A 20,821-nucleotide genomic window follows, 5' to 3' on the forward strand; every position below is an offset into this window, starting at 1 on the left:
CAGAAGACGTAATTTAAAGTACATGAGATGACACTATACCAGTTACTATTAGAAGAGGCTTAAACTTAAAAATGAGCGAGGTGTTCATGTGCAGAAAACAAAACAGAATGTAATGAATGAAAACGAAAAAGATTTACAAAGGATAAAAGAACTTCGTCTGATGGATGATGACTTCTTTTCAGAAGCTCTGGATGGAAAGATTGAAGCAGTCGAATATATCTTGAATACTGTTTTAGAACGGGATGATATAAAAGTGAAATCCACAAAGGCACAGGTAGAATATAAAAGTGCAACAAAGCGTTCCATAATCTTGGATATCCAGGCAGAGGACACGGATGGAAAACTCATGGATATAGAAATCCAGCGTTCAGATCGGGGAACAGGAGTGAAAAGGGCAAGATTTCATAGTAGCATGATTGACCGTTCGCTGCTCTGCAAAGGAGATGAGTTCGAAGATTTAGTTGATACATATGTAATTTTTATTACTGAAAATGATAAATTCGGCATGGGGATTCCACTTTATCATGTTGAAAGAAGAATTACAGAGATGGAGTATGCATTATTTGCTGATGGAGCACATATCATATACGTGAATGGTGAATATAGAAATATGGAACATCCTGTTGGGTGTTTGATGTATGACTTCCACTGCAAAGATGCAAAAGACATTTTGAATCCACTACTTGCAGAAGAAGTCAGATACTTAAAGGAAACAGAAGGAGGTCGAAGCCAGATGTGTAAACTTTTAGAAGAGATGAGAAATGAAGCTGCAGCAGAAGGAAATTATGAAAAAGCAGTAAGTACTGCTTTGAAAATGCTGGCAAGAGGACGTGATTCTATGGAAGAAATTGCGGAGCTGACGGGTTTGTCATTGGAAGAAGTTCAGGACTTGGCAGATAAATAAACAGTATGCGAGGAATGGTTTCTCTGATAATGTGTAGAGCATAATCGGGGAAATCTGGCAAAATCAGAAGGGCTTTCATCATACTTTTATTTTAGTATTCAGGGTTTATGTGTGCGGTTATATTCTTTTAGAAAATCTTCCTGAGCTGAATCAGATACCTGCCTGTCCCGGGGAGTTGGTTTGCAGAGGAGAGAAAGTATTCGGAACAGAAAGGATATACCAACAATGAATAAAACGGGAATTAAAAAATTCATGGGAACCTCCTTGGAAATCATAGTAAAAAGATGGATTGTCTAATAGAAAGAATATGCAGAAAAAAGGAAAATATGCATGAAAATAGAAAATGGGGGATTCGTAACGCAAGATGAGAAAGGAGATTGCCATCATGAACGAATTTGACAGATTGAAGCAAATAATAGCCCGTCTGCGTGGGGAAGATGGCTGCCCCTGGGACAGGGAGCAGACTCATGTGAGTTTAAAGCCGGCTTGTATGGAAGAAGCAGCGGAGGTTGTCTGTGGGATTAATATTCTGGAGGACACGGGCAATGGCGATAATTTGAAAGAGGAGTTGGGAGATTTGCTTCTGCAGGTGGTTCTCCATGCGCAGATTGCAGAGGAGGAAGGGCTTTTTACTCTGGAAGATGTGTGCCGCGGTATCAGTGAGAAGATGGTGCGCAGACATCCTCATGTATTTGGGCGGGAGACAGTGAACCAATCCGGTGAAGTGGTGACCCGGTGGAATGATATTAAGAAGGCGGAGAAGGCAGGAAAAGAATGGACAGACGATTATTTGCCGGAGGCTTTTGAAGAGGCAAAGGCATTGATTGACGCAGCAAAGAGGCGGAAGGGATTTGAATAATTTATGAGGAGTCCTTTTAAGCGCATCCGTAGTCTTAAAAGGACTGCCTCATGGATATTTTTAGCCGGATTTACGGCAAAATTTCCAGCCAGTATCCATCCGGGTCAGAAATGAAATAGATACCCATATCCGGATTCTCAAAGCAGATACAGCCCATTTCTTCGTGAAGCTTGTGTGCAGCTTCAAAGTCGTCGGCACGGAAAGCCAGGTGGAATTCGCAGTCACCCAGGTTATAAGCTCTGTCAAAATCTCTCAGCCAGGTCAGTTCCAGTTCAAAATCTGTGGTTTCATTTCCAAGATAGACAATGATAAAAGAACCGTCTGCAGCATTTTTGCGGCGTTTTTCGGTGAGTCCCAAAGCCTTTTCATAAAAAGCCATAGATTTTTCCAGGTCTCTTACATTGTAGTTTTCGTGAATCATTTGAAATTTCATAATAGGTATCCTCCTTAAAATATAATTGAGAGTGGGAAGGGTTACAGGGAAAATTCCTGTCCTTCCTGCTCTATGTTTACAACTGTTTTCTGATATTTGCTGCCCTCTGGAGAAGACAGAAATCCGGAAATAACGGAATAGTCTTTCCAGAAATGCATGGGAAATGCATATTTTACATGAGCATGCTCAAGGATATGAAGAAATCCTTTGCTGTACCACTCTTCCTGCCGGGGGTCCAGGGGAAGAAAAGCAGCCCATATGTCCAGATTTTCCAGGGGCTTTGTATAGTGCAGGAAGTTGGCAGTCATGTTGCTGTTATACTGCTTGGTTTCCCCCTGCCATACCCACCAGTTTAAATCTCCTGCATGATAAAGATATTTTCTGCGGTAATAAATTAGAAAAGCGACACCGCAGTCTGTGGATTTCAGTGTTTCTACGGTAAAATGTTCATTCCCGTCCTCCAGAGTAAAATCCAGTTTTTCTTCCGGTTTCATAAAACAGAGGTTTTCCGGAGAGATGCCTGCAGGCAGGTGTTTCCTGGTGTCATGAGAGAGAATGTAATGTACTTTTTCATGACGGATAGAGAAGATTTCCGGGTTAAAATGGTCACTGTGCCAGTGAGAAACAAAGATAAAAAGCGGTTTCTCCTGAGACAGCGGAGGAATCTTTCCCTCATAATAATCAAAAAGGAACAGACAGTTTTTTGTTTCAATCAGAAAACCGCTGTGGCTGATATAGGTTACCTTCATTGGTTTTTCCTTTCTCTTTGTTTACGAAGTTTTCTGCGTTTGCGTCTCCGGATAGAGCGTTTTATCTTTATAACCAAGGTTACGATATAGAAGATAAAGGCAGCAGCTAACAGAAACAGTGCAGGATATTTCCAGCTGGGGAGCTGGTGGAATTTACCTCCGATTTCACCCCAAAAGCCGTTCAGAGAATCTTCTTTTCCCTGGGAGGCAGTGGTCTGGGAATCTTCGGCACTGGTGGATTGCTGGGACTGGCGTTCCTGAAGCTGAAAGGTCTCCGCAGCCTGCAGGAGTTCCGGGGAGGCTTCCTGGGTGGAACTGCCCAGAGCGGTTTTTCCATAATAGTAATCCATTTTCAGGGAATTCTCTTCCAGGCTGACCTCATAGGTCAGGGATTCTTTGACGTCAGTGGGAACATCTATGGCAGAGTTTTCTACCACAGCATCCAAAAGTCCGTTTTCTTTCAGATAAGCGCCAAGGGTATTCTCTTTTGCAGGCGCCAGGGCTTCGTTGTCTGGTGTGAGTTTGCGGAAATTGGTAAAGCCGTAGTCAAAAATTGCTTTGGTATCATCGTAGTGGGACACATTATCCGCCAAAACCACACATACTAAGGTTGTGCCGTTTCTTTCTGCATAGGTGACCAGTGTATTGCCTGCTTTAACGGTGTATCCGGTTTTGCCGCCCAGACAGCCCTCATAGTGCTGGGCGCCGTCCAGTACCATTTTGTGGTGGTTATTCAGCCACCGTTCTTCATTGGTAATATTGGTTTTCGGCACAATGTAATAGGGTGTTTTGATGATTTCCCGGAAGGTTTCGTTCTGGAAAGCTGCCTGGGCAATCAGAGCCAAATCCCTGGCCGTGGTGTAGTGGTTTTCATCGTACAGTCCGTTTGCATTGACGAAATGTGTATTTTTACAGCCAAGTTCTTTGGCGCGCTGATTCATTTCGTCCACAAATTTGGGAACTGTGCCGCCGATATACTCCGCAACCCCGGAAGAAACTTCGTTGGCGGAAGCCAGAAGAATGGCATAGGCACAGTCTTTCATAGTCAGGGTTTCGCCGGGTTTGATACCGATATGGGTACTTCCCGGTTCGATGTTGTTTACCTCATCCGTAAAGGTTATCTGGGTGTCAAAAGGCACTTTTTCCAGCGCAAGCATGGCTGTCATAATCTTTGTAGTGCTGGCAGGGGCGCGCTTTTCGTCGATCCCTTTGGCATAAAGGATTTCCCCGGAATCCACATCCATTAAAATAGCTGTTTCTGCCACAACCTTTGGACCTTCAGGCCAGCCGGAAATTTTGTTGGACTGAATTTCCCAGTTATAGCTTTCCGGTACCTCCGGCGTGTCTGTCTGCTGATTGGCTGTGTCCTCAGGATTTTGGGAGGTGTTTTGGGCCGGAGCAGAGGCTGAAGAATCAGCTGCGGCAGCCATTGCGTCAACTCTGCCGGTATGGATACAAAGGCTTACAGCCATGCAGAGAATACCGGGCAGAAGAAGTCTTTTCTTTTTCATAGGAATCTCCATTCTGCCGCCGGAAAATCAACAGATCGTTCCGGGCGGCATAAAATTTACTCAAACTAATGTACATTATAAGCGGTTTGGAGAATTATATCAATAAAATTAGGCAGAGACAGCGGAGAAAATGTTTTAGTTGTTGCAAAAATTATGCAAGATAAACATTGTCAAAGTGGGCAACAACCGCTATACTGTAAGTATAAAACACACAGGAACAAACAGAAAAGGCAGAATGATTTTATCATTTTGCCTTTTTACGAATGTGCTCTGCGGGAAATAGAAAAGCACTGGTTATAACAAATAAAATAGGGGATGCACAAGGAGGAACGAATGAAAAGTTTATTGATTTTAGGAGCCGGAGGATTCGGTCATATGATTCAGGAAATGGCAGGAATCCTGGGCTATGAGAAAGCTGTATTTTTAGATGACGCAGTGAAGGGAGCAGATGTAGTAGGAAAGTGCTGCGATTACAGGGCTTTTGTGAAAAACTATGATACGGCAGTGGCGGCTCTTGGCGACAACGGGATGCGCCTGTACTGGACAGAAAAACTCATGGAAGCGGGTTATCACGTTCCGCCTATGATTCATCCGTCAGCAGTGGTAAGCCCAAGCGCAGTGATTGGAAATGGAACATTTGTTATGCAGGGGGCAGTGGTGAATACACATACCGTTGTAGAACACGGTGTGCTGATTAACAGCGGCGCAGTGGTTGACCACGATTCCTATGTGGGCTGCGGCGCGCATATTGGGCTGAACAGTGTGGTAAAGGCCAATTGTAAGATTGATTCCAAGAGGAAAGTGGAAGCAGGGGAAGTGGTATTTTCTACCAGAAGAAAGATTGACGGCGTGAGCAGCCGTGATTTGGAAGACGCGCTGTATGCTTTTGGATTTGGTCTGCAGTGCAGCTATGTGAAACCTTTCGGAGAAGGGCATATCAATGAAACATATGCGGTTTATATGCCTACAGAGGATGGAGACGAATTTGCCTATATTCTGCAGAGGGTAAACAATAATGTATTTAAAGACCCGGCGGGAGTTATGGAGAATATTTTTGGTGTGACAGAGTATCTGAGAAATGTTATCCGGGAAGAGGGCGGAGATCCGGACAGAGAAACGTTGTCCTGCATTAAGACAAAGACGGGTTGTACGTATTTTGAAGACAGTGAGGGGCAGCCCTGGAGATGTTATAATTACATACCGAACTCCGTGTGTTATCAGCTGGTGGAGGAGCCGGAGCAGTTTTATCAGTCGGGTAACAGCTTCGGGCATTTCCTGAAACAGTTGGGCAATTATCCGGCTTCCAGCTTAAAAGAAACCATTCCGGATTTCCACAATACGGTAAAACGGTTTGGAAATTTCCAGAGAGCCCTGCACAGAGACATTAAAAACAGAGCCGTTACCTGCCGGGGGGAAATTTCTTTTGTATTGGAAAGAGAGCAGGACTGCGGCGTACTGGTACAGCAGCAGGAGGAGGGGATTCTGCCCCTTCGCGTCACCCACAATGACACGAAGCTGAACAATATTCTCTTTGACGCAGATACGGGAAAAGGGCTGTGCATTATTGACCTGGATACGATTATGCCGGGGCTGGCTGCCAATGATTTTGGAGATTCTATCCGCTTCGGAGCAGCCACAGCAGAGGAAGATGAGCAGAATCTGGATTTGGTACATTTTGATATTTCTTTGTATGAACTGTATGTAAAGGGGTATCTGGAGGCAACGAAAGATGTGCTGACTCCCGAAGAGGTGGAAAGTCTTCCATGGGGCGCCCGCCTGATGACGCTGGAATGCGGCATGCGTTTTCTGACGGATTATCTGGAGGGAGATACTTATTTTAAGACTGCTTATCCCGAGCACAATCTGGTGCGTGCCCGGACCCAGTTCCGTCTGGTGGACGAGATGGAGCAGCAGTTTGACCGGATGAAAGAAATCGTGAAGAAATATTGTCAGAATTGAAGAAGGTATAGTGAAAGGGACGAGGAGTAAAATGAAAGCTGCAGCAGATGAGATGGAGTATTCTTCAGAGTTGTTATATGATGCATTGATAGAGAGTACCGATGATTTTATTTATATGTGCAATCCTAAAACAGGGATGTTTCGATATCCGTAGCTTTGGTGGATATGTTTGGCCTTCCCGGCGAAGTAGTGAAGCATCCCCTTACCTACTGGAAGGCCATTGTGCATCCGGAAGACTGGGAACGTTTTTATCAATCCAATATGGAAGTTGTTTCCGGAAAGGTAGATTGCCACTCTGTAGAATTCCGTGCAAAGAAGCGCAGCGGAGAATATGTCTGGATAAAATGCAGGGGACAGATGATATACGATAAAGAAGGGAACCAGGAACTTTTTGCAGGAATTATGTGTCTGATGGGAAAGCAGAATAAGGTGGACCCTCTGACACAGCTTTTGAACTATACAGAGTTTTACAAGGCGCTTGAGAAGAGTCTGAAGGACGAGATGGTGGAACATCTGGCTGTGATGGTAATTGACATAGATGAATTTCGTCAGGTTAATGAGCTGTACAGTCGTTCCTTCGGAGACAAGGTACTGAAGCGGATGGGACAGACCATACAGGCGCTGCTTCCTGCCAACGCGTCTCTTTACAGAATCGAAAAGGACAAGATGGGGATTCTTATGGATAATGCAGTGGGACACGACGTATAGAGCACCTTTATCGTACGCTCCAGGAATATCTGATGAAGATATGGGAATGGAATGCCCAGAGACTGAATATAGAGATATCGGCAGGATGTGCAATGTATCCGGAAGATGGAAAGTATGTGGATGAAGCTGTACCGCTATGCGGATTATGCGCTGCAGCATGCCAAGGTACAGGGATACAGGGGATTTTATCTGAACTATCAGCCTCAGGTGAATCTCATTACGGGAGACATCAAGGGTGTGGAAGTACTGATGCGCTGGAAGGACGAAGACGGCAGCGTCGTTTCTCCGGCAGAATTTATTCCTCTTATGGAGGGACACAGAATGATTTACCGGGCCGGACTCTGGATGCTGCATAAAGCATTCAGAGACAGCAGGGAATGGCTGGAAAAGAAACCGGACTTTACCGTCAGTGTGAATATTTCTGTACTGCAGTTTCTGGAAGACCATTTTCTGGAGGATTTATACAGAATCATTGAGGAAGAAGCGTTTAGCTGCGAAAATCTTATTGTAGAGCTGACAGAAAGCTATGCGGTTAAGAACATGGAAATTTTCAGGGAAAAGTTCAATGATATGCGCAGCAGAAATATACGCACTGCTTTAGATGATTTTGGAACCGGATATTCCAGTCTCAGCTATCTGAAGAGTATAGAAATTGACGAGGTGAAGATAGACCGTTGTTTTGTGAGGCAGATTCAGAACAGCGCCTATAACTACCAGTTGCTTCGGAATGTGATAGAATTGGCCCATAGTGTCCATATCCGGGTATGCTGTGAAGGTGTGGAGAAAGAGGAAGAATTGTTCAGTCTTATGGAACTTCATCCGGATGTGATACAGGGATATCTTTTTGCCGAGCCTTATGAAAAGGAGAAATTTGAGGCTTTGTACATGAAGCCGGAAGTGGAGGAGTATCGGAAGCGGATAGTTCAGGAGGAGCGTTTCCGCTGTTTGCATTCAGATGACTTACAGCGCTTTTACGGGGTGCTCAATTCCAACTATCGTCAGAGGGATATTCTGAAAAATACTCGTCTGGGACTGTGAGTCATCCGTATGAATCCGGAAAAAAATCAGTATGAAATGTATGCAGACAGGGTGATGTTGGAAATTATGGGAGTAGAAGGGATTCCCACGCCGGAGGAGTGTTATCAGCACTGGTATGGAAGGATTCATCAGGGATATTATCAGTATGTGAATAGTTCTGTGAAGCGTGTGATTGAAACGGGAAAGGTGGCGCAGCTGGAATATGCCTGGAAACATCCGCAGAAGGGCGAGGTCATGGTCAGCTGTCTGGGCGCAAAAGTAGAGGATAATGACGGTATGATTTGTCTGGAAGGGCATCACCGGATTATCAGTGAGGTGGAAGAACCCCAATTTTTGCCGGAGAGAACTCCTGTAGATTCGTTTTAGTATCATGAGAAAGACCACTCCGTTTATCTTCACACAAACGGGAACTAAATTCCGGGAAGTGTTTTTACAGGCAGGTCAGCAGACCGTTGCATTTCATGCAACGGTCTCTGTTTAGTTATAGAGAAGTTTTCTCTTTAGCATTTCTGAATTGACCGCATGGGCCAGAGCTTCCTCTTTGGTAATCTGTCCCGTTCGGCAAAGGGTCTGGATACTGCTGTCCATGGAAAACATAGTGTCCGAAGAGGAGGAGTATACAAGTCCGTCAATCTGAGGAATTTTGTTTTCTCTTATCATATTGCGGATGGCAGGGGTGGCGGTCATCAATTCAAAGGCCGCATGCATGCCTGATTCGTCTGCAGAAGGAATAAGCTGCTGGGATACCACGGCCTGGAGAACGGAAGAAAGCTGTATGGCTATCTGCCTCTGCTGGTTGGGAGGGAAAACATCAATGATTCGGTCAATCGTGTTGGCTGCCCCCAGGGTGTGCAGGGTAGATAAGACCAGATGTCCGGTTTCCGCAGCCGTCATGGCAATAGACATAGTTTCAAAATCCCGCATTTCACCTAAGAGAATGACGTCCGGACTCTGACGGAGGGAAGAACGCAGAGCCACTACATAGCTTTCCGTATCGGAACTGATTTCACGCTGGCTCACAATGCTTTTTTTGTGCTTGTGAAGGAATTCCAGGGGATCTTCCAGAGTGATGATGTGTTTCTCCTGGTTTTCATTAATGGCATTGATGATGCAGGCCAGGGTCGTAGATTTGCCGCTTCCGGCAGGGCCTGTAACCAGTACCAGTCCTTTTTTCAGATTTCCCAGGTCAATAATCTGCTCCGGAATTCCAAGCACAGAAGGGTCTGGCAGGCTGAAGGTAATCATACGGATGACTGCAGCCAGAGAACCTCTCTGCATGTAAGTACTGACCCGGTAGCGGGACAGGCCTTTTACTGTAAAAGAGAAATCATCATCACCGGTTTGCAGGAACTTTCCGATATCTCTGTGGTCTGCCAGTTCATAAATTTCCCGGATAAGGCTCTCGCACTGCTCAGGCATCATTCGTTCCTCATTTAGCTGTATGATTTTTCCGCCTTTTTTATAAGACATGGGGCACCAGTACCTCCGGCATGTTGTCCCGGAGGGTCTGTGGGCTGTCTTGGTCTTTCTGGGCTTTGTCAGAGGCAGTATTTCCGGTATCACTGCCGCTGCAGCCCGTAGTCAGAAGAAGGGGCAGCACAAGCAGGGCAAAGATGAGCCGGAGTTTTCCCCGAAAAGCCGGAAAAGGATATTTCAGGTACATAAGATATTCCTTGAAAAAATAAATTCATTTGTCGTATAGGATAAGTATAGCACCCGAAAGGCGGTTTTTCCAACTGAAAAATTGCTTGACTTTGTGGTAATATAACATTGCAAAAACAAAAAGTTTGTACTATACTTCCTCTAGAATTATAAAGGAGCGAAAAGGAGAAGAAACATGACAAACGATATGACAAAGGGAAGTCCCATAAAGCTGATTATCCAGTTTATGATTCCCATGTGTCTGGGGAACATTTTTCAGCAGTTTTATAATATTGCGGATTCTATTATTGCAGGGCAGTTTCTGGGGGTAGATGCTCTGGCGGCTATTGGGAGCACCGGCTCTTTGATTTTTCTGGTGACCGGGTGGCTAAATGGACTGACAAGCGGTTTTTCTGTGTGGGTAGCGCAATGGTTCGGGGCCAGAAAGACAGATAGAATGAGGCATTTTATTGCCATGTCCATTTATATCTGTGTGGCTTTTGTAGTGGTGATGACCGTAGGACTTCTGGCGGCCAATGAACCTATTTTACGCTTAATGAATGCCCCGGAAAATTTGCTGGATGATATCAGCAGTTATATGGTTATTATTTATGCGGGTCTTGTGGTGACTTGTGCTTACAATGCTCTTGCAGCTGTGCTGCGGGCCTTGGGAGACAGCAAATCGCCGCTGTATTTTTTGATTGTTTCCGCTGTTATTAATGTGGTTCTGGATATTGCTTTTATTGTGATTTTTCATATGGGTGTAGAGGGATGTGCCTATGCCACGGTAATTGCACAGGGAATTTCTGCACTGCTGTGTTTAGTTTACATAATCAAGAAATTTCCGGTATTGAGGCTGAAAAAGGAGGATTTTCGATTTTCTGTAAATACCGTCAAAAAACTTTTGGGACTGGGGATTCCCATGGGACTGCAGTTTTCCATTACAGCCATTGGAACGATTATTGTACAGGGGGCAATTAATGTGTATGGCGCTGTGTATATGGCGGGATTTTCGGCAGCAGGAAAAATTCAGAATATTATCTGTACGGTGTTTGTGGCTTTCGGCGCTACTATTGCCACTTATGTGGGGCAGAACCGGGGCGCGGGGAAAATGGACCGCGTCAAACAGGGAGTGCGTCTCACACAGATGATGATACTGGTGTGCAGTGTGGTATTGATGGCAGTGATTCATTTCTTTGGAAAGTATATGATATTCCTGTTTATTGACCCGGCTGAGACGGAAGTGCTTCATGCGGCAGAAATTTATTTTAACATTGTTTCCTGGGCGTATCCTTTCCTGGGAAGTATTTTCCTTTACAGAAATGCGCTGCAGGGTATGGGATATGGTTTTGTGCCTATGATGGGCGGTGTGTTTGAATTGGTGGCCAGAGCTGCTATTGTATTTGTTGCGGCGGCAAACGCGGGATTTGCCCAGGTCTGCATGTCTGACCCGGCAGCGTGGATAGCAGCGTTGATTCCTCTGATTCCTTATTATATATGGGTGATGAGGAAAGCAGAAAAGAGCGGACAAGTGGAGGTGTAAGCGTGCAGTTAGAAGAGGAACAGAAGTGTCTGCTCAAAGAATTACAGACTGCTGTGGAGCGGCAGGAGGACAAAGAGCATTTGGAAGAACTGCTTTGGAAGACGTTGACAGTTTTCCAGGGCTGTCCCTTTTATACCGTAAAAAACCTGGAATTTGTATATGAAATCAGGGGAAATGAAATGTTTGTCAATAGAAAGGATAAATCCATTACCAGAGCAAGCATCAGCCTGGCTTTTGAAAAAGCATTGGAATTGCAGAAGACAGAGGGCACGGTAAAGGGGCCGAAGAAGCTGAATTGCTTTGGGGCAAGTTATCTTTATCCGGTCTTTGAGAAACTGGGAATTATCTGGAAGTGAAAAGTACCGCATGGACAACTGTGAAAATATTTATATTCTCAGAGTGTCCGTGCGGTACTTTTTACTCAAAATTTCTCTATGAGTTTCTATATGAAATTAAAATTTAAAAGTATCTTTCAGCGGCGCCCATTTCTGGTCTTTGTCGCTTAAGTTCAGCGCTGTGCCGTCTTCCAGAGTGTAACCTTCTGCAGATGCATTGCCCTGATATTCCCCTTTTAACTGTGGCCAGACAATGCCGATTTCCGGGTCATTCCAAGCCAGACCGCCCTCGTCTCCCGGGTGATAGAAATCGGTCACTTTGTAGCAGAATTCTGCTACATCGCTGAGTACCAGGAAGCCGTGAGCAAAACCTTCGGAGATGTAGAACTGTTTCTTGTTTTCTTCGGATAATTCGATACCGAACCATTTTCCGTAAGTTTTACTGCCGCTTCGCAAATCTACAGCCACGTCAAAAACAGTTCCTTTGATAACGCGAACCAGTTTTCCCTGTGGAAATTCTTTCTGGAAGTGCAGGCCGCGCAGCACGCCTTTGGTAGAGCAGGACTGGTTATCCTGCACGAATTTCATGTTCAGCCCGGCTTCTTCCATGTCTTTCTGGTTGTAGGTTTCCATGAAATAACCTCTGGAATCTCCGTGTACAGCCGGTTCGATAACATAAAGCCCTTCAATCGGGCATTTGCTTACTTTAATCTGTCCCATATGTTTCCGCTCCTTTTCTTTGTATTGTTTTAAAAATCAAGCTCTGCTAAGTAGCGTTTTACAGCGTCCTGCCAGGTTGGAAGAGGAGTAAAGCCATTTTTCACCAGCTTGCTCTTATCCAGTCTGCTGTTGAAAGGACGTTTTGCTTTGGAAATGCCGTATTCTTCTGTGGTAACAGGTTTTACGGTTACTTTTTCATATTCCGGATGCCCGGCTTCTGCAGCCTGGCGGAAGATTTCTTTGGCAAAATCTGCCCAGCTGATATAACCGCCTTCGTTGGTTGCATGATAGTAGCCGTATTTTTCCGTTTCAATCATATCTACCAGCAGCACAGCCAGGTCAAAGGTGTAGGTTGGCGTACCAATCTGGTCGTCTACTACTGTGAGGAGTTCATGTGTCTTTCCTACATTCAGCATGGTTTTGATGAAGTTCTTGCCGTTTTTGCCGAATACCCAGGCAATACGGACAATGAAATATTTTTCCAGAGTTTCGGAAACAGCCAGTTCTCCGGCCAGTTTGGTTTCTCCGTATACGTTTAAAGGTTTGTAGTCCTTGCAGTCCGGCAGCCAGGGTTCCGTTCCCTGTCCGTCAAAGACATAGTCCGTGCTGATGTAAACCATTTTGCAGTTCAGCTCTTTGCACACGTCGGCAATGTACTTTGTACCTGTGGCATTGATGGCTTCAACGACAGGTTTTTTGTCTTCCTCTTCTGCCAAATCCACGGCAGTCCAGGCAGCACAATGTACCACCACATCCGGCGCTGTTTCTTTCAGCACACGTTCCACGCAGGCGCGGTCTGTAATATCCATCTGTACATAAGGCATGGTTTCTACGGCAGTTCCGTCTGAAATACCGCTGTAAACTTCTTTGATATCGGAACCGATACCTTCATAGCCGCGTTTTGCCAGTTCGTTCATTACGTCATGTCCAAGCTGCCCAGCAACACCTGTAACTAAAACTTTCATTTACACTACCTCCTGTTTAGCGGTTTGCGTACATCTTTTCATAATAATTCTGATATTCGCCGGAGATGATAGTTTCCCACCATTCCTTGTTGTCCAGATACCACTGGATGGTTTTCTTGATACCGTCTGCGAACTTGGTTTCCGGCAGCCAGCCCAGTTCGTTGTGAATTTTAGTCGGGTCAATGGCATAACGCATATCGTGGCCTTTTCTGTCTGTGACATAAGTAATCAGACTTTCCGGTTTGCCCAGTTCTTTGCAGATGATTTTTATAATGTCAATGTTTTTCATTTCATTGTGACCGCCGATGTTGTAAACTTCGCCCACGCGTCCTTTGTGGATAATCAGATCAATGGCTTTGCAGTGGTCTTCTACATACAGCCAGTCGCGGACATTTTCGCCTTTTCCGTATACAGGAAGGGGTTTGTCATTTAATGCGTTGGCAATCATCAGCGGAATAAGTTTTTCCGGGAAATGATAGGGGCCGTAGTTGTTGGAGCAGCGGCTGATGGTCACAGGCAGGCCGTAGGTGCGGTGGTAAGCCAGTACCAGAAGGTCAGCGCCTGCTTTGGAGGAGCTGTAAGGGCTGCTGGTATGGATAGGGGTTTCTTCTGTGAAGAATAAGTCCGGGCGGTCAAGGGGCAAATCGCCGTATACTTCGTCAGTGGAAACCTGATGATAACGCTGAATACCGTATTTGCGGCAGGCGTCCATGAGCACAGCAGTTCCTTTGATGTTGGTATCCAGGAAGACTTCCGGATTTTCAATGGAACGGTCTACATGACTTTCCGCAGCAAAGTTTACCACCATATCAGGGTGTTCTTCTTCAAATAATTTGTAAACGGCTTCTCTGTCTGTGATACTTTCTTTTACAAAACGGAAATTCGGGTTGTCCATAACAGGTGCAAGAGTGGATAAGTTACCTGCATAAGTCAGGCAGTCCAGACAGATGATTCTGTAGTCCGGGTACTTGTCCAGCATGTGGAAAATAAAGTTGCTTCCGATAAATCCGGCGCCGCCGGTAACAATAATAGTCATAGTAAAAATCTCCTTATTTGCTTTTTATTTTATTCCCAAAGGGGAAAGAATATGTTTTCTTTTGGGACAGACCCTGAAATTAGTGCAGGCTGTCCAGATATTTGCCGTCCAGAACGTCTTTTAAATACTGGCCGTACTGGTTTTTCTTTAACACTTCGTAAACCTTCAGAACATCGTCTTTGGTAATCCAGTTGTTTAAGTAGGCGATTTCTTCCAGGCAGGCAATTTTGCGGTGCTGGTGGTCTTCGATAGTTTTAACAAAGTTGGTAGCTTCCACAAGGCTTTCGTGGGTTCCGGTATCCAGCCAGGTAAAGCCTTGTCCCAGAAGTTCCACGTTTAAGCAGCCTTCTTCCAGGTAAATACGGTTTAAGTCTGTGATTTCCAGTTCGCCTCGTTTGCTTGGCTTTAAGTTTTTCGCGTATTCCACAACTTTGCTGTCGTAGAAGTAAAGTCCGGTGACACAGTAGTTGCTCTTTGGATGTTCCGGTTTTTCTTCGATGGAAATGGCTTTGCCGTCCTGGTTGAATTCTACGATACCGAAGCGTTCCGGGTCGTCTACATAGTAGCCGAATACGGTGGCGCCTCTGCCGGTTTCTGCGTTTTCCACGGCTGCTTTTAAGCGTTTTTTCAGACCGTGTCCTGCAAAAATGTTGTCACCCAGTACCATGGCAACAGAATCGTTTCCGATAAATTCTTCGCCGATGATAAAGGCCTGCGCCAGTCCGTCCGGGCTTGGCTGTACGGCATAGGAAAGCTGTACGCCGAACTGATGGCCGTCTCCTAAGAGTTCCTGGAAACGAGGGGTATCCTGAGGGGTGGAGATGATGAGGATTTCACGGATTCCTGCATTCATCAGCACAGACAGCGGATAGTAAATCATTGGTTTGTCATAAATAGGAAGTAACTGCTTGGAAGTTACCATAGTCAGGGGGTAAAGGCGGGTTCCTGAACCGCCGGCTAAGATAATACCTTTCATAATTGAAATCTCCTTTGTTTTTTATTCATGTTTAGTCTCTGAGTTTATGATAACTCTATTATATAGGGTGACGTTACGTCATGTGCAAGGGTTTTTTGTATTGTTCATCAAAATTTCATAAATCCAGAGGAAAGAGGGGTTGTTTTTCAAAGTTCATATGTTATACTTTTTATTAAGGAATTCCTCTGCTTTTAGGGAGGATTATTATGAAAAAACAACGATTGGAAAATCTTACAATTAAAGATAATTTCCTGTTTGGTGCAGTGATGATGAATGAAGATAACTGTAAGGGGCTTTTGGAAAGAGCGCTGGATATAAAAATTGACTATGTTCGGGTAAGCCGTGAAAAAAGTATAGTCTACCACCCTGAATACAAGGGAGTCCGGTTAGATGTATATGCAAAAGATGAAGCGCAGACCTGCTATAATATAGAAATGCAGGTGACAAAGAAAAAAGCGCTGGGAAAACGAAGCCGTTATTACCAAAGTCAGATGGACATGGAAATGCTTTTGGCGGGCAGTGAATACGAGATGCTTCCCAGCAGTTATGTTATTTTTATCTGTGATTTTGACCCATTTGGGGAAAAGCAGTACCGGTACACCTTTGAAATGAAGTGCAAAGAAAAAGTACAGTTTGGAGACTGTCGTCATATTGTATTTTTAAGTACCTGTGGGGAAAATGACGAAGAGGTTCCAAAAGAACTGATTACTTTTCTGAAATTTGTCAAGGCAGATTTAAAAGACAGTCAGACTGATTTTCATGATTCTTATATCCGACAGCTTCAGGAATTTATCGCTCGGGTAAAATCCAGCAGAGAAATGGAGGAGCGTTTTATGGTTTTAGAAGAGATGCTGAGAGATGAACGAAGAGAAGGAAGAACAGATATTTTGTTGGAAATGCTGGAAGAATGCGGGACAGTACCGGAAAATCTGAAAGAAAAAATTCTCGGAGAAACCGATATGAAAACGCTGGCCTTTTGGACAAGACTTGCAGCAAAAGTTGAATCTGTAGAGGAATTTCAGGAAAAAATGGAACTGTAATTTTTTCCGTAGATTTAGTCACATCTAAAAGCAATTCACGCCGTTTCAGGCAAATATTTCAAGATAAGGAAGAAAAGCGGAGGAATTCTGATAACCATAAACCTCGCCAAACAGAGACGATTTTCCTACTTGACGAACTCCGGAAAAATATGGATAATAGAACCTGACTGACAAGACAGTAAACAAGACAGTAAAACAAAGAAGACGTCAGAAGGAAGGAGAATCCATTCATGAAAGAATTTTTGAGAAGAAAAAACATCATTTTTTCTGCCAAGCGATATGGGATTGACGCTTTAAGCGCCATGGCACAGGGGTTATTTGCCTCTCTGCTTATCGGGACGATTATCAGTACCCTGGGGGAGCAGTTGGGCATTGATATTCTGGTAACCGTGGGAACTTATGCCAAAGGAGCCACAGGTGCAGCTATGGCTATTTCCATAGGCTATGCATTGCAGTGTCCGCCCCTGGTGCTGTTTTCGCTGACAGCCGTAGGCATGGCGGCCAATGAGCTGGGCGGTGCGGGAGGCCCGCTGGCAGTTCTGATTGTAACTATTTTTGCGGCGGAAGCAGGCAAGCTGGTTTCCAAGGAGACAAAAATAGATATTATTGTAACACCTTTTGTATCTATTGCCGTGGGTGTACTGTTGTCTCTTTGGTGGGCACCCGCTATCGGCTACGCAGCCAGCAGCGTAGGAAATGCCATTATGTGGGCAACAGAACTGCAGCCGTTTTTTATGGGTATTTTGGTTTCCGTCATAGTAGGGATTGCACTGACACTTCCTATCAGCAGCGCGGCAATCTGTGCAGCTCTTTCTCTTACCGGTCTGGCCGGTGGAGCGGCAGTGGCAGGCTGCTGTGCCCAGATGGTGGGCTTTGCAGTGATGAGTTTTAAGGAAAACCGGTGGGGTGGTCTTTTTGCCCAGGGAATCGGAACCTCCATGCTGCAGATGGGAAATATTGTGAGAAATCCGAAAATCTGGCTTCCACCGACTTTGGCTTCAGCGATTACCGGACCGATGGCCACCTGCCTGTTTCATATGGAAATGAACGGAGCGGCAGTTGCTTCCGGTATGGGAACCTGTGGCTTTGTGGGACAGATAGGTGTGTATACAGGCTGGGTACAGGATATGGCAAGCGGCGCCAAAGCAGCGATTACCCCCATGGACTGGATTGGCATGATTCTTATCTGCTTTGTACTGCCCGCAGTGCTGACCTGTGTCATTGCCATACCTTTCAGAAAGAAAGGATGGATTGGAGAAAATGATTTGAAACTGGATTTATAAAAATAAAGTATGGGTCTGGTGCACGACGCAAGGTGTACCAGACCCATATTCTGTGTTTTTATAAATATCCGTGTTTTTCCAGTGTGTTTAGGATGTTGCGTCCTTCGTCTGTACCTTCAATGATACGTCTCGCCCGGACACTGTCACCAATGTTGATAACTTCAATTTCGTCACCAAAGGCGTTCTGGAGCTCAGCCAGAACCGGTGTGTTGGCTTTCATTCCGAGGCAGACAAATCCGTAATCAAAGTTTAAAGTTTCTTTGCCTTCCGGGGTTTCCACCAGGAAAGAATCGTCCCGGACTTCTTTCAATGCGGTGTTAGGCATTTGGCGGACATGGTATTTATCCATCAGGGCAAAGGTGCCGACCTTGGATATGGGGTCAATTCCGTTTCCGATTGCAGGGAGCATTTCTACGATAGAGACTTCTGCGCCCCGCGGAGCAAAGAACTCCACCACGTCCAGTCCTACGGCACCGCCGCCGATGACGCAGACTTTCTTTCCGGTCATATCCTCCGGATACTGGTCTACATGCTGAATCATATCAAAAATAGAGTACACATGGCTTCCGGGTTTGCCCAGTGTGTCGTGAAGCCCGGCAATGGGAGGAAGCAGCGGGAGAGAGCCTGTAGCATTGACAAGGATGTTAGGCTTCAGGTTTTTGATAAATTCGGTGGTAGCTTCAGTCTGGGTAAACACAAACAGGTTTTTTAATTTGTGCGCACGGTGGATCAGGTAATTGGGGAAATCTGCCAGACGTTTTTTGTCCGGAATCTTGGAAATCTCTGCAGCCAATCCGCCAAGATACGGTTTTTTCTCAATGAGGAAGGTTGTACATCCCACTTCGGCGGCTGTACAGGCAGCCTCAAGGCCGGCAGTTCCGCCTCCGATTACAACGACATTGCAGGGCTTGGAAACCCGTTGTTTTTTGTAGACTTCTCCGTGGAGAACGGCAGGATTTACAGTACAGCGGATAGGACGGTTAATGCCGATTCGGTTTCCGGCGCACCCGATGTTGCAGGAAATACATTTGCGGATATCACAGACATCTCCGAATTCCACTTTGTTTACCCAGTCCGGGTCTGCAATCAGTCCCCGTCCCATACCGATGATGTCCGCGTCGCCTTTTGCAAGAATGTCTTCCGCAACCTGGGGATTTCGGATATTTCCCGTAGTTACACAAGGTTTTCCGTAGCGTTCTTTTACTGCTTTTGCCATGTAAGAGCGCCAGCCGTCCGGCAGATAGTTGGCGTCAATCTGATACTGAATAGAACTGTTCAGTCCCGCAGATACGTCGATAACGTCGGCTTCTTCCTGGAAATATTGAAGGTAATCCAGAGTATCCTCCAGAGTGTTGCCGCCTTCCAGAAATTCATCGGCGCTGATTCGCACGAAGATGGGGAAATGCGGCCCAACCTGTGCGCGGACTTCCTCCAGAACCATACGGGCAAAGCGGGCGCGATTTTCAGCGCTTCCGCCGAATTCGTCTGTCCGGTGGTTGGTAAGCGGAGATAAAAACTGGCTGATGAGGTAGGAATGTCCGGCGTGAATTTCTACAGTATCAAATCCGGCAGCCTGAGCCCGTTTTGCCGCTTGTCCGTATTTTTTTACAATCTGAAGAATTTCTTCTTTCTCTAACGGGCGCGGAATTTCACCTCCGGCTTTGGAAGGAATGTCAGAGGCAGAGACCGGCTGCATCTGGGTACGGGCAGACTGAGCCGAAGCCCCGGCATGGTTAATCTGAATACCGATACAGGCGCCGTGTTTGTGGACAGTTTCTGTTAATTTGAACAGACGCGGAAGATAATTGTCATGGTCAATGCGGAGCTGGGTGGTTCCGTTGGAACCCAGCGGGTAATCTACGTTTGCATTTTCTACCATAATTAAACCGGTGCCGCCTCTGGCGCGCTGCTCGTAATAATTAATATGAAGAAAGCTCATCTCGCCGCTTTGTTCACCGTAGTTTGTACCCATGGGTGTCATCATAATTCTGTTTTTCATCGTCATGCGGCGGATGGTCAGTGGTTCAAAGATGTGTTTGTACATGCTTTTCATAAGGAACTCCTCCTGTTTTCTGGATTTGATATTTGATTAACAATCTATGTTCTGACCGTATTATAGGGAAAAATAAACCATAAAACAAATGCATATTTTTATTAATATCTATAGAAATTAACTATTAGTTATGGTATTCTGTATAAAAAGGTGAGAAGGGAGTGAGTTGTATGAAGCTGCATCAGTTAAATTATTTTGTGGCACTGGCACGTTTGGAGCATTACACAAAAGCGGCAGAAGAGATTGGAATTTCTCAGCCAACGCTGAGTCATGCAATTGCCGGACTGGAGGAAGAACTGGGTGTAAAGTTGTTCCGCAAGCAGGGAAGAAATGTGGTACTGACAAAGTATGGGAGATTTTTCCTGGGGTATGTGGAGGAATCCATGAATGTACTGGAACTGGGAGTCTCTAAGACAAAGGGGATGGCGGGACAGACCAAAGGGGTCATTGATTTGGCATATATCTATACACTGGGCAGTGAATTTGTGCCTCGTCTGGTGGGGGATTTTCTGCGAAGTCATGAAGAACTGGAAACAGAGTTTCATTTTACCGTGGGGAATACGTCAGAACTTATCCAGGGGCTGAAGGATGAAAAGTATGATATTGCCTTCTGTTCCATGATGGAGAATGAACCGGAAGTCAGCTTTACACCAGTAGGAACACAGAATCTGGTTGTAGTCATACCGAAACAACATCCTCTGTCCGGAAGAGGGGAAGTGGATTTGGAAGAGGCTGCCCTTTATCCGCAGATTTATTTTACACAGGGAAGCGGCCTTCGGCCGGTGGTGGACAGGCTCTTTGAAATGGCGAAAATCAGACCCCAGATTGCTTATGAAATAGAGGAAGACGGTGCAATGGCCGGGCTTGTAGCACAGAATTTCGGTATTGCGGTCATGCCGGATATTCCCCTTCTTAAAAATATGAATGTGGAAGTGCTGAAGCTGCGCTCGCCCCGGTATCAGCGTTACATCTATATGGCGCTGTCCAAGGAGAATTATCAGACTCCCATTGTAGAAAAATTCGCAGAATATGTAAAAGCCTTATATGGAAAATACTAGTTTAAGATTC

21 protein-coding genes are annotated in these 20,821 nt (G+C 45.3%); 11 read left to right on the forward strand and 10 right to left on the reverse strand.

Annotated elements, in window-relative coordinates; genetic code table 11:
* The first annotated feature begins 112 nt into the window (after positions 1-112).
* Entirely contained in the window at positions 113-904 is a 792-nt protein-coding gene (locus WBS51_RS10435; protein ID WP_302702782.1) for a PD-(D/E)XK nuclease family transposase, read from the forward strand.
* A 385-nt stretch (positions 905-1,289) separates the two neighbouring features.
* Complete coding sequence (locus WBS51_RS10440) at positions 1,290-1,763, forward strand: MazG family protein (protein ID WP_173750090.1); 474 nt, start codon at positions 1,290-1,292, stop codon at positions 1,761-1,763.
* A gap of 70 nt (positions 1,764-1,833) precedes the next feature.
* On the opposite strand, the gene WBS51_RS10445 is transcribed toward WBS51_RS10440, so the two are convergent.
* Genes WBS51_RS10445 through WBS51_RS10455 form a run of 3 tightly spaced genes read right to left on the reverse strand, consistent with a single transcriptional unit; the run spans position 1,834 to position 4,456 of the window.
* A complete protein-coding gene (locus WBS51_RS10445; RefSeq protein WP_173750091.1) occupies positions 1,834-2,196 on the reverse strand; it encodes a VOC family protein in 363 nt (120 codons plus the stop codon).
* A gap of 41 nt (positions 2,197-2,237) precedes the next feature.
* Positions 2,238-2,945: an MBL fold metallo-hydrolase gene (locus WBS51_RS10450; RefSeq protein ID WP_173750092.1), complete on the reverse strand. Its 708-nt coding sequence runs from the start codon at positions 2,943-2,945 to the stop codon at positions 2,238-2,240.
* Positions 2,942-4,456: a D-alanyl-D-alanine carboxypeptidase family protein gene (locus WBS51_RS10455; protein WP_173750093.1), complete on the reverse strand. Its 1,515-nt coding sequence runs from the start codon at positions 4,454-4,456 to the stop codon at positions 2,942-2,944. Before WBS51_RS10455 ends, WBS51_RS10450 begins: the two co-directional genes overlap by 4 nt.
* Before the next feature lie 333 nt (positions 4,457-4,789).
* Between WBS51_RS10455 and WBS51_RS10460 the strand changes: the two genes are divergently transcribed.
* From WBS51_RS10460 to WBS51_RS10475, 4 genes are all read left to right on the forward strand, one after another.
* Positions 4,790-6,415, forward strand: a complete 1,626-nt coding sequence (locus tag WBS51_RS10460) for a phosphotransferase (protein WP_173750094.1) — start codon at positions 4,790-4,792, stop codon at positions 6,413-6,415.
* 144 nt (positions 6,416-6,559) lie between these two features.
* On the forward strand, positions 6,560-7,123 hold the full coding sequence (locus tag WBS51_RS10465; protein WP_294460397.1) for a diguanylate cyclase domain-containing protein: 564 nt from the start codon (positions 6,560-6,562) through the stop codon (positions 7,121-7,123).
* 114 nt (positions 7,124-7,237) lie between these two features.
* Positions 7,238-8,161 (forward strand): EAL domain-containing protein, encoded by a 924-nt coding sequence (locus tag WBS51_RS10470; RefSeq protein WP_291683487.1) that lies wholly within the window; start codon positions 7,238-7,240, stop codon positions 8,159-8,161.
* 9 nt (positions 8,162-8,170) lie between these two features.
* A complete protein-coding gene (locus tag WBS51_RS10475) occupies positions 8,171-8,527 on the forward strand; it encodes a PAS domain-containing protein (RefSeq protein ID WP_173750097.1) in 357 nt (118 codons plus the stop codon).
* 111 nt (positions 8,528-8,638) lie between these two features.
* Here the strand turns inward: WBS51_RS10475 and WBS51_RS10480 are convergent, their stop codons facing one another.
* Both WBS51_RS10480 and WBS51_RS10485 read right to left on the reverse strand, forming a co-directional pair.
* Positions 8,639-9,712 carry a type IV pilus twitching motility protein PilT gene (locus WBS51_RS10480; RefSeq protein WP_370779765.1) on the reverse strand — a complete coding sequence of 358 codons (1,074 nt, stop codon included), beginning with the start codon at positions 9,710-9,712 and terminating at the stop codon, positions 8,639-8,641.
* Positions 9,621-9,824, reverse strand: coding sequence for a hypothetical protein (locus WBS51_RS10485; RefSeq protein ID WP_173750099.1), 204 nt, complete (start codon positions 9,822-9,824; stop codon positions 9,621-9,623). Before WBS51_RS10485 ends, WBS51_RS10480 begins: the two co-directional genes overlap by 92 nt.
* A gap of 174 nt (positions 9,825-9,998) precedes the next feature.
* Here WBS51_RS10485 and WBS51_RS10490 point away from each other — a divergent pair, with 174 nt between their 5' ends.
* Together WBS51_RS10490 and WBS51_RS10495 are read left to right on the forward strand one after the other, a co-directional pair.
* A complete protein-coding gene (locus WBS51_RS10490; RefSeq protein ID WP_226853730.1) occupies positions 9,999-11,345 on the forward strand; it encodes an MATE family efflux transporter in 1,347 nt (448 codons plus the stop codon).
* A 2-nt stretch (positions 11,346-11,347) separates the two neighbouring features.
* The gene (locus tag WBS51_RS10495; RefSeq protein WP_226853732.1) at positions 11,348-11,701 is read left to right on the forward strand and encodes a hypothetical protein; all 354 of its coding nucleotides are present in this window, start codon (positions 11,348-11,350) and stop codon (positions 11,699-11,701) included.
* Between the two features lie 96 nt (positions 11,702-11,797).
* Here the strand turns inward: WBS51_RS10495 and rfbC are convergent, their stop codons facing one another.
* The 4 genes from rfbC to rfbA form a co-directional block, all read right to left on the reverse strand.
* Entirely contained in the window at positions 11,798-12,400 is a 603-nt protein-coding gene (gene rfbC, locus WBS51_RS10500; RefSeq protein ID WP_173750100.1) for a dTDP-4-dehydrorhamnose 3,5-epimerase, read from the reverse strand.
* 29 nt (positions 12,401-12,429) lie between these two features.
* A complete protein-coding gene (gene rfbD / locus WBS51_RS10505) occupies positions 12,430-13,365 on the reverse strand; it encodes a dTDP-4-dehydrorhamnose reductase (protein ID WP_173750101.1) in 936 nt (311 codons plus the stop codon).
* A 16-nt stretch (positions 13,366-13,381) separates the two neighbouring features.
* Positions 13,382-14,401, reverse strand: a complete 1,020-nt coding sequence (rfbB, locus tag WBS51_RS10510) for a dTDP-glucose 4,6-dehydratase (RefSeq protein ID WP_342694080.1) — start codon at positions 14,399-14,401, stop codon at positions 13,382-13,384.
* Positions 14,402-14,480: 79 nt separating this feature from the next.
* A complete protein-coding gene (rfbA, locus tag WBS51_RS10515; RefSeq protein ID WP_173750103.1) occupies positions 14,481-15,377 on the reverse strand; it encodes a glucose-1-phosphate thymidylyltransferase RfbA in 897 nt (298 codons plus the stop codon).
* Between the two features lie 206 nt (positions 15,378-15,583).
* Between rfbA and WBS51_RS10520 the strand changes: the two genes are divergently transcribed.
* Positions 15,584-16,417, forward strand: a complete 834-nt coding sequence (locus WBS51_RS10520) for an Rpn family recombination-promoting nuclease/putative transposase (RefSeq protein ID WP_294460377.1) — start codon at positions 15,584-15,586, stop codon at positions 16,415-16,417.
* A 230-nt stretch (positions 16,418-16,647) separates the two neighbouring features.
* Positions 16,648-17,700 carry a PTS transporter subunit IIC gene (locus WBS51_RS10525; RefSeq protein WP_294460380.1) on the forward strand — a complete coding sequence of 351 codons (1,053 nt, stop codon included), beginning with the start codon at positions 16,648-16,650 and terminating at the stop codon, positions 17,698-17,700.
* 58 nt (positions 17,701-17,758) lie between these two features.
* Here WBS51_RS10525 and WBS51_RS10530 read toward each other — a convergent pair whose 3' ends face one another.
* On the reverse strand, positions 17,759-19,753 hold the full coding sequence (locus WBS51_RS10530) for an oxidoreductase (RefSeq protein ID WP_173750106.1): 1,995 nt from the start codon (positions 19,751-19,753) through the stop codon (positions 17,759-17,761).
* 170 nt (positions 19,754-19,923) lie between these two features.
* Between WBS51_RS10530 and WBS51_RS10535 the strand changes: the two genes are divergently transcribed.
* On the forward strand, positions 19,924-20,811 hold the full coding sequence (locus WBS51_RS10535) for a LysR family transcriptional regulator (RefSeq protein ID WP_173750107.1): 888 nt from the start codon (positions 19,924-19,926) through the stop codon (positions 20,809-20,811).
* The last annotated feature ends 10 nt before the right edge of the window (positions 20,812-20,821 follow it).

This window comes from Blautia acetica (genome assembly GCF_038739805.1).
In the GTDB taxonomy this organism is placed as follows: domain Bacteria; phylum Bacillota; class Clostridia; order Lachnospirales; family Lachnospiraceae; genus Blautia.

What these genes read in the sequence shown, in the direction of transcription:
- WBS51_RS10435 (WP_302702782.1), top strand. Translation starts at nt 113, where the DNA reads ATGAATGAAAACGAAAAAGATTTACAAAGGATAAAAGAACTTCGTCTG.
- WBS51_RS10440 (WP_173750090.1), top strand. Translation starts at nt 1,290, where the DNA reads ATGAACGAATTTGACAGATTGAAGCAAATAATAGCCCGTCTGCGTGGG.
- WBS51_RS10445 (WP_173750091.1), bottom strand. Translation starts at nt 2,196, where the DNA reads ATGAAATTTCAAATGATTCACGAAAACTACAATGTAAGAGACCTGGAA.
- WBS51_RS10450 (WP_173750092.1), bottom strand. Translation starts at nt 2,945, where the DNA reads ATGAAGGTAACCTATATCAGCCACAGCGGTTTTCTGATTGAAACAAAA.
- WBS51_RS10455 (WP_173750093.1), bottom strand. Translation starts at nt 4,456, where the DNA reads ATGAAAAAGAAAAGACTTCTTCTGCCCGGTATTCTCTGCATGGCTGTA.
- WBS51_RS10460 (WP_173750094.1), top strand. Translation starts at nt 4,790, where the DNA reads ATGAAAAGTTTATTGATTTTAGGAGCCGGAGGATTCGGTCATATGATT.
- WBS51_RS10470 (WP_291683487.1), top strand. Translation starts at nt 7,238, where the DNA reads ATGTGGATGAAGCTGTACCGCTATGCGGATTATGCGCTGCAGCATGCC.
- WBS51_RS10475 (WP_173750097.1), top strand. Translation starts at nt 8,171, where the DNA reads ATGAATCCGGAAAAAAATCAGTATGAAATGTATGCAGACAGGGTGATG.
- WBS51_RS10485 (WP_173750099.1), bottom strand. Translation starts at nt 9,824, where the DNA reads ATGTACCTGAAATATCCTTTTCCGGCTTTTCGGGGAAAACTCCGGCTC.
- WBS51_RS10490 (WP_226853730.1), top strand. Translation starts at nt 9,999, where the DNA reads ATGACAAACGATATGACAAAGGGAAGTCCCATAAAGCTGATTATCCAG.
- rfbC (WP_173750100.1), bottom strand. Translation starts at nt 12,400, where the DNA reads ATGGGACAGATTAAAGTAAGCAAATGCCCGATTGAAGGGCTTTATGTT.
- rfbD (WP_173750101.1), bottom strand. Translation starts at nt 13,365, where the DNA reads ATGAAAGTTTTAGTTACAGGTGTTGCTGGGCAGCTTGGACATGACGTA.
- rfbB (WP_342694080.1), bottom strand. Translation starts at nt 14,401, where the DNA reads ATGACTATTATTGTTACCGGCGGCGCCGGATTTATCGGAAGCAACTTT.
- rfbA (WP_173750103.1), bottom strand. Translation starts at nt 15,377, where the DNA reads ATGAAAGGTATTATCTTAGCCGGCGGTTCAGGAACCCGCCTTTACCCC.
- WBS51_RS10520 (WP_294460377.1), top strand. Translation starts at nt 15,584, where the DNA reads ATGAAAAAACAACGATTGGAAAATCTTACAATTAAAGATAATTTCCTG.
- WBS51_RS10525 (WP_294460380.1), top strand. Translation starts at nt 16,648, where the DNA reads ATGAAAGAATTTTTGAGAAGAAAAAACATCATTTTTTCTGCCAAGCGA.
- WBS51_RS10530 (WP_173750106.1), bottom strand. Translation starts at nt 19,753, where the DNA reads ATGAAAAGCATGTACAAACACATCTTTGAACCACTGACCATCCGCCGC.
- WBS51_RS10535 (WP_173750107.1), top strand. Translation starts at nt 19,924, where the DNA reads ATGAAGCTGCATCAGTTAAATTATTTTGTGGCACTGGCACGTTTGGAG.